The organism is Paenibacillus sp. TC-CSREp1 (assembly GCF_050171015.1).
In the GTDB taxonomy this organism is placed as follows: domain Bacteria; phylum Bacillota; class Bacilli; order Paenibacillales; family Paenibacillaceae; genus Paenibacillus; species Paenibacillus silvae.
Window position 1 is genome coordinate 146,216 of record NZ_JBNOKM010000005.1, and the last position, 12,794, is coordinate 159,009.

General features: G+C 49.2%; 13 protein-coding genes. 12 read left to right on the forward strand and 1 reads right to left on the reverse strand.

Going from position 1 to position 12,794, the window contains the following annotated elements; all coding sequences use genetic code 11:
• Positions 1-240 precede the first annotated feature (240 nt).
• The 6 genes from ACQSGY_RS09060 (at position 241) to ACQSGY_RS09085 (ending at position 6,595) form a co-directional block, all read left to right on the forward strand.
• Positions 241-873 carry a general stress protein gene (locus ACQSGY_RS09060; protein WP_427051588.1) on the forward strand — a complete coding sequence of 211 codons (633 nt, stop codon included), beginning with the start codon at positions 241-243 and terminating at the stop codon, positions 871-873.
• 519 nt (positions 874-1,392) lie between these two features.
• Positions 1,393-2,571 carry an acyltransferase gene (locus ACQSGY_RS09065; RefSeq protein WP_427051589.1) on the forward strand — a complete coding sequence of 393 codons (1,179 nt, stop codon included), beginning with the start codon at positions 1,393-1,395 and terminating at the stop codon, positions 2,569-2,571.
• A 199-nt stretch (positions 2,572-2,770) separates the two neighbouring features.
• A complete protein-coding gene (locus ACQSGY_RS09070; RefSeq protein WP_110892954.1) occupies positions 2,771-3,145 on the forward strand; it encodes a helix-turn-helix transcriptional regulator in 375 nt (124 codons plus the stop codon).
• A 2-nt stretch (positions 3,146-3,147) separates the two neighbouring features.
• Positions 3,148-4,167 (forward strand): Gfo/Idh/MocA family protein, encoded by a 1,020-nt coding sequence (locus ACQSGY_RS09075; RefSeq protein ID WP_427051590.1) that lies wholly within the window; start codon positions 3,148-3,150, stop codon positions 4,165-4,167.
• Positions 4,168-4,502: 335 nt separating this feature from the next.
• Positions 4,503-5,759, forward strand: coding sequence for an MFS transporter (locus tag ACQSGY_RS09080; protein ID WP_427051591.1), 1,257 nt, complete (start codon positions 4,503-4,505; stop codon positions 5,757-5,759).
• 89 nt (positions 5,760-5,848) lie between these two features.
• Positions 5,849-6,595, forward strand: a complete 747-nt coding sequence (locus ACQSGY_RS09085; protein WP_427051592.1) for an ArsR/SmtB family transcription factor — start codon at positions 5,849-5,851, stop codon at positions 6,593-6,595.
• Positions 6,596-6,944: 349 nt separating this feature from the next.
• Here the strand turns inward: ACQSGY_RS09085 and ACQSGY_RS09090 are convergent, their stop codons facing one another.
• Positions 6,945-7,511: a TraR/DksA C4-type zinc finger protein gene (locus ACQSGY_RS09090; protein ID WP_427051593.1), complete on the reverse strand. Its 567-nt coding sequence runs from the start codon at positions 7,509-7,511 to the stop codon at positions 6,945-6,947.
• A gap of 199 nt (positions 7,512-7,710) precedes the next feature.
• On the opposite strand from ACQSGY_RS09090, the gene ACQSGY_RS09095 reads away from it, so the two are divergent.
• From ACQSGY_RS09095 to ACQSGY_RS09120, 6 genes are all read left to right on the forward strand, one after another.
• Positions 7,711-8,088: a DivIVA domain-containing protein gene (locus ACQSGY_RS09095; RefSeq protein WP_110892945.1), complete on the forward strand. Its 378-nt coding sequence runs from the start codon at positions 7,711-7,713 to the stop codon at positions 8,086-8,088.
• A gap of 42 nt (positions 8,089-8,130) precedes the next feature.
• A complete protein-coding gene (locus tag ACQSGY_RS09100; RefSeq protein ID WP_111271118.1) occupies positions 8,131-8,577 on the forward strand; it encodes an Rrf2 family transcriptional regulator in 447 nt (148 codons plus the stop codon).
• A 21-nt stretch (positions 8,578-8,598) separates the two neighbouring features.
• Positions 8,599-9,096 carry a metallophosphoesterase family protein gene (locus ACQSGY_RS09105; RefSeq protein WP_145402714.1) on the forward strand — a complete coding sequence of 166 codons (498 nt, stop codon included), beginning with the start codon at positions 8,599-8,601 and terminating at the stop codon, positions 9,094-9,096.
• 369 nt (positions 9,097-9,465) lie between these two features.
• Positions 9,466-10,386 carry a sugar phosphate isomerase/epimerase family protein gene (locus ACQSGY_RS09110; protein WP_427051594.1) on the forward strand — a complete coding sequence of 307 codons (921 nt, stop codon included), beginning with the start codon at positions 9,466-9,468 and terminating at the stop codon, positions 10,384-10,386.
• A complete protein-coding gene (locus tag ACQSGY_RS09115; protein ID WP_111271121.1) occupies positions 10,383-11,555 on the forward strand; it encodes a Gfo/Idh/MocA family protein in 1,173 nt (390 codons plus the stop codon). Before ACQSGY_RS09110 ends, ACQSGY_RS09115 begins: the two co-directional genes overlap by 4 nt.
• 98 nt (positions 11,556-11,653) lie before the next feature.
• Positions 11,654-12,751, forward strand: coding sequence for a Gfo/Idh/MocA family protein (locus ACQSGY_RS09120; RefSeq protein ID WP_427051595.1), 1,098 nt, complete (start codon positions 11,654-11,656; stop codon positions 12,749-12,751).
• Positions 12,752-12,794: the final 43 nt, after the last annotated feature.

The following is a 12,794-nucleotide window of genomic DNA, read 5'->3' on the forward strand; positions in this document are numbered from 1 at the left end:
GTCCAACATATTTATCCTCTTTTTGCTCTTGTGCTAACCCGGTCATAAGGGTATGTATTCTTTTGATCTGGATATGCAAAGATTGTTCTGTCATCAGAGTGCTCCATGTAAAAGATGTGTAGTCCAGCTTTCATAGATTCATTTTCATACGATCACGATCATCATCTTTCGAACGTTTGAAAGATGATATGACGGGTAATAACATAGCGAACCACTCAAACCAATGAGGAGGTATTCACTATGCAGAAGAAAATCGTAGGTGTGTTTAATACAGAACGTGAAGCATCCGAGGCTATTGAAAGCTTGAAGGCGGAAGGATTTGCATCGGATGAAATATCTGTCGTTACACAGGATCGGGATGAGCTGAAAGCCATTCGTGAGGAGACGGGCACAAAAGCACCGGAGGGTGTGGCTGCGGGAGCAGCAACCGGCGGGTTGCTTGGCGGTGTGGCGGGTCTGCTCGCAGGTATCGGCGCACTGGCAATCCCGGGCATTGGTCCAATTCTGGCGGCAGGACCTATTGCAGCAACCTTCACAGGCGCTGCTGTAGGGGCAGGAGCCGGAGGACTGGTGGGCGGACTTGTCGGACTCGGGATTCCGGAAGAGGATGCTAAACAATATGAAGAATATGTGCAGAACGGTAAAATTCTGCTGCTGGTAGACTCGACCGATCGGGACAGCGCTGTATACGATGTGTTTAACCTGGGCAGACCGGGACATGCGAGCAGAGATGCCGTGCACGGTGAAGATGTCAATGCAGTCCGATCGGAGCTGGATGAAAGAAATAATGTCCGATCAGATCTGGATATGGAAGAGCGCCGGATGGAAGCACAGACCAAAGCCGCGCGTTATGGCAACAATACCTTCTTGTAAAGGTAGCGAGTCTGTCATTTCAAACTGGTTTTGTGAAAAACTGCAAAAAATCATGCCTACAGGTTATACAAAGCACAGCAGCCGGTCTCCGCTGAGGAGGCCGGTTTTCTCCCTTATACAGAACCTTGCCCCTTTCACATACAGAAACTAAGCTTGTTCCTGTATCCATCCTGCTAGCAGCTCAAGCTGTATTCCAGGTCGATGGCCCTGTTTTACTTCAGGCCCTTGTTTTTCCTGGTCAAACAGGGAATAACAATACATAGAGCAGGATTGCAAGCGCGATGCCAATCACAAGCAGAATGATGCCAAGAAAGGTGATGAGTCCGGTTGTGGCCCGGAAGGACTGCTCATTAATTTGCGTTCGTTTCCGATGATAGGCTGCTGCTGTACATATTTGGAATCAGAACCATTGGATGATCTGTCTGACATGGGTATTCTGAACCTCCAATCAAGAATGGTAACCGAAATGATTTTTTACATCGTAAGCAAGAACAAAAATATAAGGAAAGGCTGATGATTTTGCCTCGCAAAGAACGGATTATCGAAATAGAAACCTTAAGGGGAATGGCCTTTGCTGCTGTTGTACTCCAGCATTCCATTGCTCATTATTCACTCGTTCCGCAAGCTGGACTTCAGGACGGTGTAGTGATGGCAGTGCTGCTGATGCTATCCAAGTTTGCTGTACCGCTGTTTATATTTATAACCGGGATGGTGTTGTTCTACAACACAGGGGAGCAGCTGAACTACAGCCAGTTTATGCGCAAAAGAGTAATGGACGTGATTTTGCCCTACGTAGTGTGGACGCTCATCTATTTTATACTTACCCCGCGAAGCTGGACAGGCTTTGGCTGGCAGGAGCTTTCTGATCTTGGACTGAAGGTGGTGACGGGCAAAACGGCCTCACATTTCTGGTACATCATCATGCTGATCCAGATCTATGTGTTTTTCCCTTTGTTCCTACGCAGCATTCGGTACATATATCAGCGTTATCAAGCAAAGGGGCGTATGATTGCCCTGTTGATCTCAGGCATCGTTTATCTGATCCTGGCTGATCAATTGAGTACCATTGCTCGCTGGATGGAGCCGCTGCAGATTCCGGTGCTGACCGATGCTTTTACAACCTATGCCGACCGTAATTTTATTTATTTTTTCTTTTATTTCGTGCTTGGGGCCGCAGCGGGATTGTCTGTCCAGAACTGGAGAAAATGGGTTCATCGTCTTCGCTGGGTATCCTGGCTGGTGTTTATTGTACTGGGTCTGCGGTTTATTTATCTATTAATGCTGGAGTTTCAGAAGCCCGATGGCCTTCAGATCAGCTTCTACAGAGTCACCCTGATCAGGCCGGATATGATCCTGTTCCTAATCTCCTCAATCCTGGTGATATACCAGTTAGCCGTAAAGCTACAGCAGCCAATGGTGCTGCACGGGCTGGCATGGATTGGCGGCATGTCCTATGGCGGTTATCTGATGCATATGCTGGTGCTTCGTTATAGCTACATTCCAGATGAATGGTTTTACGTGGCTTGGGGATGGAATCCGATTGTTCGTATGATTATCACCTGGCTCACTGCACTTGCAGTTTCTTGTGGGCTGACCTGGCTGATCTCTCGTCTGAAATGGGGAAAATGGATCGTAGGTACGGTGCCGTCCAAGCGCCCGCAAACCCAAGGAACAACGGATTCATTACTATCCAAGTGAATATATCATTACATGAAAAATTCACAATAATAAAAGATAAATTCTACGGAGTTCTCACCTCAAGCTTGCTTTCCTCACCTTGATCCTGCTTGCTCTACTCAGACGTTTGTCATAAAGGTGAGATCAGGATCAAGATGGCAGGATCAGAACATATGTTTTATAATGAAAGATAGACAGGTTCTGACAGGAGGGAAAGCTCATGGCTTTTATGATTGCACAGCGGGCATTTATCAAGGTTTATCTTATTACGATGGTCGAGCAGCACAGAGGATATGGCTACGAGATGCTGGAGGCGATGAAGCAGGAATTCAAGGATTACGGATACGTGCCGCCGCAGAGCGAGGTATATCGGGCCTTACATGAGCTGGTGCAGCAGGGTATCTTTTATCGAACCAAAAAATTAAAGGGTAATGATCCGAAGGTAGATTTTCAGGAAATCGTGCTCTATCACTTCACGGATGAGGGTGCGGCGAAAGCCGAGTTATACAAAAAACAGGTCAAAGCCGATCTGGATCGTTGTCTTGGCATTTTACACAAGGCGGAAGCGGATAACTACGGTACGAAAGGACGATGAGCATGAACAGACCTCTGCAGTGGGGTGTACTCGGAACTTCTACGATTGCCAAAAAAGCAATTATTCCTGCGATTCAGCAGTCCGAACGTGGTGAAGTGCTGGCGATTGCCAGCCGCTCGAAGGAAAAAGCACAAGCTTTAGCTGAAGAGATGGACATTGTTAGAGCCTATGGCAGTTACGAGGAGCTTCTGGCTGATCCGGATATCCAGGCTGTCTATATTCCTTTGCCGAATCATCTGCACAGAGAATGGACGATCAAAGCTGCCGAGGCGGGAAAACATGTCCTGTGTGAAAAGCCCGCAGCGCTGAATGCGCAGCAATCTGCCGAGATGATCGAGGCATGTGAACGTCATGGTGTGTTGTTTGCGGAGGCGATCATGTATCGTTATCACCCGAAGCACAGACGTGTGCAGGAGATTATCGAGAGTGGCGAGATTGGAACGGTTAGAGCGATACATGGCAACTTTACGTGTAATACCGCGGATGATAAGGAGAATGTACGCTTCAAAAGAGAGATGGGCGGCGGTTCTATTTTTGACCTCGGCGTATATCCGATCTCTGCTGCCCGCATGTATCTGGGAGACGAGCCTGAAGCGGTCACCGTACATGCCTTGTTCTCGGAAGAGCATGATGGCGTTGATATGATGGCTTCAGGACTGATCGAGTTTCCGAATTCGGTAGCGCTGACCTTTGATTGCGGCATGTGGGCGTCCGGCAGGGCTGAGATGGAAATTCTCGGCACGGAAGGCCGAATTGAGCTGCCTAAGGTGTTCGGCTGGGAGAACAGTGATATTCCACCGCAGATTATCATCCATACGGATTCGGTAAGCAGGGAGGAGCGTGTATCGGTCTCGAACTCCTATGTGCTGCAGGCGGAGATTTTTGCAGAGGCAGCGTTGGAGGGCAAGCCTTTACCGTTTAGTCCGAGCAACACCATTCTGAATATGCGTGTAATCGACGCTTGTCTGGAATCGGCCCGAACGCGTCAGCGCGTGCTGGTGGATCGGAGTCCGGTGGAGTAGGCTCCTGAAGCAGAAGTGCTGGTGTGCTGGTATGCAGTGCAGCGGCTGTCTAATAACCATTTTACCGAGGCTGTAAAAATGAATAAAGAATAGAAGGCGGCTCCATCCATGCGGATGAGAGTCTTTTTTTGCTTGGAAACAAATCTGGAACGGAACTGCTTTTGTTTGCCACTTCAATCAACACTCTACCTGTCAAATGATCATTCTAATCTATCGTGAAAACTCATCGTTAAATATGTCGTTAAAAATATTTTCACGTCAGTATTGATTTTTACGAAAACTCCGTTAAAATAATATTAACATTAAAAATATTTTCACGTTGAGGAGTGGGGCAGATGAATGGCAGCACAGTGGTTGGCAAACAAGGATTAGGGGAACTCATTCGAATCAGGCCATATATGCAGTTTATGATGAGCAAAATGGTATCCCGTTTTGCTGATTCCATAGATTCGATTGCATACAGCTGGATGGTGTACATGTTGACAGGCTCGAAGGTGCTGATGGGCACCCTGCTGGCTGTTAATTTTCTACCGAATATTGTATTTGGCCTGTTCGCTGGTGCGCTGGTGGATCGCTTGTCCCCCAAAAAAGTAATCGTCATGACCAATACCGGACGTGGTGTTATGGTTGGTTTGACAGCTCTCTTATTTGCTCTTGGTCAGCTTGAGGTCTGGCATTTATTTTTGTTCACCATTCTGAATTCCTTGCTGGAATGCTTTACGTCACCTGCCGAGGTGTCCAGTGTTCCCCGCTTGCTTCCACCATCCCTGCTGTTATCAGGTAACGCGATGACCACATCTGCCACCAGGCTGGCTGAGTTAGCCGGTCTCGCTGCGGCAGGTGCATGCATTGCAACGGTTGGCATTGCGTGTACGATCTGGATCGATGCCGCGCTTTTTGCCCTCAGTGCTTTACTTATGAGCCGTGTGCATTATCCCGAAGGTATGCCCGCTCGTGGTGTATCTTCTGCCGCCCGAAGTTTGATAGCCGAGATGGCGGATGCTTTTCATTTTCTACGTAAACATGCCTTGTTACTGATCAGCTCTATTCTGTTTGCCTTGGTGAACTTCTGCCTGATGCCCTTTAATGTGCTTCGTACACCGTACGTGATGGAGACGCTGCACGCGGATGCCTGGGGGCTTAGTCTGCTTAGCGGACTGTTAGTCGGGGGGATTGTCATTGGAGGTCTGTGGATGTCCCATTGGGGAGTCCGTTATCGTAAAAGTGTGCTGATCATCACTGGCATTGTAATGTCTGGTTTTGGTTATGCAATGACAGCGGTTCCCGCTTATATGACGGCGTTTCAGCTCCCGGTTGCAGGTTTCTTCTGTCTGCTGATGGGCTTGGGGATTCCGCTGGCTACAACTCCGCTGGCTTCATATCTGATGGAGGTTACTCCTTCCGAGATGCTTGGAAGAGTATCAGCTTTGCAAAGCATGCTGGTTTTAAGTGTGTCCCCACTGGGCAGTCTGCTATCGGGTGTGCTTGCGGACTGGTTTTCAATGCATGTGCTGTTTATTGTGTTCGGTGTCCTGCTTGGGTTGTCTGCACTTGTACTGCTGGCGAGCAAAAGCTTTCGCCAAGAGATGTAAGTGTATCCGGTTTTGACCGGGGTCCTGACTGAAAGGTATAATAGAGAGAACGAAGGGCAGGCACGTACCCCGGAAATGAGGAACCAGGCATGCAGCAGCACAAAGTGCTTTCAACGATTGAAGAGATCAAAATATACTCTGATCCGTACCGGATACAGATTATGAATATGTTTAACAGGCAGGGGAGACCCTCCACGGTGAAGGAAATCGCCGATCTGATGGGAGAGGTGCCCGCCAAGGTTCACTATCATGTGAAGAAGCTGGAGAAGATTGGTCTTCTAAGCATGGTATCCACCCGTGAGATTAACGGTATTATCGCCAAATATTACGAGCCCTTTTCAGGTGAAATTCATCTGCGTCACAAGGACGAGGAGCATGAGAATGCACCGCTGAAGCAGGTATTTCGCTCAGAGACGTTAAAGCTGCTGAACCAGATGTTCGAGCAGAGCCGTCTGCGCTTCATGAAGCAGGCAGAGCAAGGGGAGCAGGAGAAACGGTTTATTTCGGATATGACTCTGTATGCAACGGCAGATGAAATCGAGGCGTTATATCAGAATATTGTGGAGCTGTGCAAGCCTTATCTGAACAAAAATGAAAAGAATGCTGACCAGCATGTTTTTCAGCTGTTTACGGCACTGTCCAAGGAAATTCCGTTGGAGGCTCAGGCTAATGAGACTGGGGCCAGGAAGAAGAAGACGGGAGGACCGAAAAATTCGTCCGCATCTGCTGCATCCGTTACAACAGAAGCCCTGCATACTTTGCCCACCGATAAAACCTCCAGACGTCCTGCTAAGCGGAAGGCTCAGCAGTCACCTGAAGGTCAGTCTGAGAATTAAGTCTGTTGTATGAGATGAACAAAAGGTTCCAGCCATGGAATGCCCCGGTGACTGCACGGCTCAGGGCAAACTGAACGGCAGTAGAGAAAGTAAGGAGAGCCAGCCAGGGGAGCAGGTGGAGCTGAGAAGAGCATACGAAGTCAAAATGAAGTCAAGAAGTTAAGTCAAGAAGTGCGGTCAAGAGTGTGTGTAATTAGAGCTGCAGGGAAAGGTCACTCAGAACACCACACGCAGCGCAGGCTAAGGTTAAGCAGGCACAGACAGGGACATGACAGCAGAAAAGCCGCCATTGGCGGCTTTTTAGTATTAGTACGTAACGGCAAGGATTGAATCAGCATTTGATATCCCTTTACATGTTCTCGTCGTAATCCTGCACATCCCGTTTGGCGGCCATGGCAGGTGAATTGGATGTACCATATTCCTCGACCGCTTCCCAGGCCTCTGCGTTGTCGAACTTACCTGCATTGCGCTGTCTCACTTCTCCAGCTCCGCTCGGCGGCATTGTCATAACCTCCTCCTCAACAGGGCGGTCATTGCTTACGTCGCGGTTTGGGGTATGATCAATACAATAAGCAGTATACGGGATGGCTTGCAGCCGTTCAAAAGGAATGTCTTTCCCACATGTGACACATGTGCCATAGGTTCCCTCTTCCATGCGCTCAAGGGCATCATTCACCTGATTGAACTCATCTGTCAAGGTGTCATCAATGGCGAGATCACGGCTGCGTTCAAAGGTTTCTGTACCTGCATCCGCAGGGTGATTATCATAAGAGGAAAGTTCACCGGTAGAATCCTTGAGCGATTCGGCGGGAGCACCATCCTCCATGCTGGATTCGAAATGTCGCTGCAAATCTTCACGCTGCTCGAGCAGCGCCTGTTCCAATTCCTGACGTTGATCCTTGGTTAATGTACTCATAAGCACATGCTCCTTTCCTGCTTTGGGTTGTAGAGACTTCTTACCCGAAAAGCGGGAGAAGCAATCATTTTGCTATGGAAACATGGTTTCGTTTTATATCTGATGAATTATGTGTTATAAAAAATAGAGAGAGATATTGCCGTGAGTTCTGTGCCCAGAGCATAGAACCGCTGCTCGGCTACAATGGAGGGTTGTCAAGATGGATGAACATATGAAACGAAGATTGGACAAACAAAGACAATTGTTCAAACAACTGGGTGTACAGCTGGATGCTTTATCCATTCATGAGAAGCAGTTTAATTATAAACTTCGTGGGTATGACCCGGATGAGGTGGATGCATATCTCGATCTGGTCATTAAAGACTATGAGCGCTTTTATGCCAACATCGCCGATTTGATGGATAAATGGCAGGAACAGCAGCTCACGATCCGCGATCTGAAAAACTCGGTCAAACCAGTGAATGATCCGAACAAGATTGATCGCAAACAACTGGATGATATCGTAAAGCAACTGGAATATACGGTGCGGCAGCTTAAAGCGAGAGCACGTCCTGAACAGGATCTGTTTACGGAATAAAGCTGATGTATCCAGGATTATATTAAATAAAGGTGGTTAATCATGAGTACTCATTTTTCGGTCAGTGTGCATTGTTTGTTGTTACTGTCTCTCAGCGCGCCTGAACGAATAACGTCCGCAGATATTGCGGGCAGCGTGAATACGAATCCTGTCGTAGTCAGACGGATTCTGGGGGGACTCAAGAAGGCAGGATTGGTCAATTCCTCACCAGGCACCAGAGGCTTTTATCTGGCGAAGCCTTCCAGTGAGATCACATTGGATATGATCTATCAGGCCGCCAAAGACGAGGGTCCCTTGTTCCCGATCCATGGAAATTGCAACCCGAACTGTGAGGTAGGCATCCAGATGGATAGTCTGCTGACGAATCTGTATCGGATTGCCGAGTCGAAGGTAGAGCAGTTTTTTGCATCGATTACACTTGAGGATATGGAACGTTCCTGCTCGCAGCAGATGGAGACAACACAATTAGAGACAGAGCAGAAAGCCTAACGAAGGGAAGGCGGTTGACACATGAAAATCATAGTCATCTCTGATACACATCTGCCCAAAAAGGCACGAACTTTACCGGCACCACTTGCAGACGCTTTGACCGGTGCAGATCTGATTCTGCATGCGGGTGACTGGTCAGACTGGAGTGTATATGAACTGCTTAGCGGTTATGCTCCCGTTGAAGGTGTGGCTGGCAATACCGACCCGTCCGAGATCGGGGAGAAGCTTGGCTTCTCCCGAATTGTCGAAGTGGAGGGGCTGCGGCTTGGGCTAGTGCATGGTCACCGCGGATCAAAGGGCACAGAACAGAATGCGATCCAAACCTTTGCAGGCGAACAGCTGGATGCGGTGATCTATGGACATTCTCATATTCCGGTGATGCATACGGTGGATGACGTGCTTGTATTTAATCCGGGCTCACCGACAGATCGCCGGTTCCAAAAGCGTTTTTCTTTTGGCATCATGACGGTAGAAGAAGGAAAGCTGCAGGCAGAGCATGTGTTTTTTGACCGGGATTAGAACGGTTGTATTGAAATAGAAATAGTAAGGTACAGGCATTGGCAACGGCACTGGTATTGTAATGGGCAAGCTGTTCCAGCATTGTTAGATATAAAGGCATTTCTGAACAGAAGTAATTTCTGATCCGGAAGTGCTTTTTTGTTTTGAATCGGAGATGTTTATTTTATTTATTTGACGACTCGGAAGAGCTTGCTTTTTATTATTTTGTAATCGGATGTAATGTGAAACGTTATCTCTGGATGGGGAATATGTGCGGATTGTTATCTGACATTCATCTGTTTGCTTTATGCTCTATGGTGGTGTGCGAGAGAGTGATACAATGCGTTTATGACATGAAATGAATGCGTTTACATGGGAGGGTTCATGGTTATGAAACTGTCCGTATTCACCGTTGCAGTTCCAGATTTGAATGCAGCGGAACTGGCTTCAGCCGCCGCAGCGGCGGGCATCGAGGGTATTGAGTGGAGATTTCGCGGCATACCGGAGGATGCGCTGTCCGAACAGCCTTCCTTCTGGAGAAACAACCGCTGTTCCATCGACCCGGACAGGTGGCAGGAACAGGTGCCGGCTTTTCGAGAAGCGGCTGCGGTACATGGAAGACAATCCATTGCACTCGTGCCTTATCTGAGCTGTGGAGACTTGCCGGCAGCAGAGCAAGCATTCCAGGCTGCATCCAAACTCGGTGCTTCGATGATGCGTGTAGGTGTACCCGGTTATGATCGCACGACCGCTTATCCCGAGTTGTATGCGAAGGCCGTTCGTTATTTAGATGAAGTACAGGATATGGCGAAACAGTACAGCATCAAAGCAGTTGTAGAAACACACCATCAGACGATTGCACCCACAGCTTCTCTGGCTCACCGACTTGTGCAATCTCTTGACCCGGAGCACGTCGGGGTGCTCTACGATCCAGGCAATATGGTGCATGAAGGGTATGAGAATCACCGTATGGGACTTGAACTGCTTGGACCTTATCTCGCTCATGTGCATGTGAAAAATGCCGGATGGTATGTGAAAGAAGCCGGAAATACTGGGGATCGCGCGGCATCAAGCCCAAGCTCTGGTTCTGAACTGCCTTTGAGCACATCCTGGCAATGTCATTGGGCTCCGCTAACGGAAGGCATGGTTGACTGGGTGCAGATGGTACGTGATCTGAGAGCAGTCGGGTATGACGGTTATTACGGGATTGAAGATTTTAGCGGAGTTTTGCAGTCCGAAGTGATGTTACAGCATTTTGCAGATGTATTTGCGGCAATCGAGCGTCGTATAAACGAGGAGGAGCAAGCATGAGTATGGTTCGAGTAGCGATCATTGGTATTGGAAATATGGGTGCGTCACATGCCAGAACCTTGGCGGCAGGGGAAGTTCCGGGTGCTGAGCTGGCAGCAGTATGTGATGTGAGAAAAGAGATGGAAAGCTGGGTAACAAGTAATCTTCCGTCCACGGTCACGTACTGGCAGGATGCAGAGCAGATGATGGCTTCAGGCACAATTGATGCCGTTATTATTGCTACGCCGCATTATGATCATCCCGAACAAGCGATCCAGGCATTCCGGCATGGCCTGCATGTCATGATTGAGAAGCCAGCGGGTGTATATACCAAACAGGTGCGAGAGATGAACGAGGCGGCTGCGGCAAGCGGCAAAGTGTTCTCCATCATGTACAATCAGCGGACGAACCCGCTGTACATCAAGCTGCGTGACCTGATTGCATCCGGTGAGCTAGGCGAGGTACGGCGTACCAACTGGATCATTACGAACTGGTATCGCTCTCAGAGCTACTATGATTCCGGCGGCTGGCGTGCAACATGGGCAGGCGAGGGAGGCGGCGTGCTGATTAATCAGGACCCGCATCAGCTGGACCTGTGGCAGTGGACCATTGGCATGATGCCTGTGCGTATGCGTGCGTTCTGCTCCTTCGGCAAATATCGAAACATTGAAGTAGAAGATGATGTGACTGCGTATGTGGAATATGAAAATGGAGCAACCGGCGTATTTGTAACCACCACGGGTGAAGCGCCAGGAACGAACCGCTTTGAGGTGGGTGGCGACCGCGGCAAAATCGTCATTGAAGACGGCCAGCTCACCTTCTGGCGGCTGCGCGAATCAGAGCCGGAGTTCAACCAGCGCTTTACGGGAGGCTTCGGGCAGCCGGAATGCTGGAAATGTGACGTGCCGATTACGGGCATCGAAACGGGACATCCGGGTCTGATCCGTAACTGGGTTGATGCGATTCGTACAGGCGCACCACTGATTGCTCCCGGGCAGGATGGGATTCACGGTTTGACGTTATCCAACGCTATGCTGCTATCCACCTGGACGGACAATTGGGTGAATCTGCCGATCGATGAAGACTTGTTCTACGAGCATTTGCAGGAGCGTATTGCCAATTCAACAACGAAGAAAGACAAAGCATATGCGGGTGGTCAGCCTGCCGATCTGAGTCAGACGTTTAAATGAGATGTAGATAAATTGGAATAGAGATTTACACGGAACACTCCGATGACAGAATAACGTGAAGTACATTTAAATATAATTCGAAAAGAGGATGGGTTGATATGGCGAAAGACGGAATGTTCTACGCACCAAAAAGTGTGACCAAAGAGGTTGTATGCGGACCGGGCGAGTTCACCATCGCGGCAGTTGCTTTGGACCACGGGCATATCTATGGCATGGTTGGCGGTTTGCTGGACGCAGGGGCTACACTCAAATGGGTATATGACCCGGACCCGGCCAAGGTTGAGGCATTCCGCAAGCAGTTCCCGCAAGCACAGATTGCTGCATCGGAAGCGGAAGTGCTCGCGGATGATGAGGTGCTGCTGGTAGCAAGCGCCGCCATTACGTCAGATCGTGCGCCGCTTGGCATGAGAGTGATGGCAGCGGGTAAGGATTATTTTACGGATAAAGCCCCGTTCACAACGATGGAGCAATTAGATCTGGCACGTGCAGAAGTGAAACGCACAGGCAAGAAATACATGGTGTATTACAGTGAACGCCTGCATGTGGAAAGTGCCATCTATGCGGGGCAGCTGATCGAACAGGGTGCGATCGGCAAAGTAGTTCAGGTTATGGGCACAGGGCCGCACCGCTTGAATGCCGGAGGACGACCAGACTGGTTCTTCAACCATGAGCAGTATGGTGGTATTCTCTGTGACATTGGCAGTCATCAGATTGAGCAGTTCCTGACCTTTGCTTCATGCAGTGATGCACAGGTAGCCTTCAGTCGGGTTAACAATTTCAATCATCCACAGTTTCCGGAGCTGGAGGATTTCGGTGAAGCTTCTCTGATCGGTGATAACGGGGCTTCCGGCTACTTCCGCGTAGACTGGTTCACGCCAGATGGTCTTGGCACATGGGGCGACGGACGCACCGTAATTCTGGGAACAGACGGTTACATCGAGCTGCGCAAGTACATCGACATCGCCCGCGAGTCGGAAGGAGATCAGGTGTACCTGGTCAACCATGAGGGTGAATTCAGATACAATGTCAAAGGCAAAGTCGGCTACCCGTTCTTCGGTCAGCTCATCCGCGACTGTCTGGATCGCACCGAGACGGCAATGACGCAGGAGCACGCTTTCAAAGCCGCAGAGCTCTGCCTGATCGCTCAACATAAAGCGATGAGCGAGCGTGTCGTATGGAGTGTGGGCGGGAAGTAAGGTTTTAAGTGTTTTGATTCAGTTGTAAGGCTGATGTTTTAAG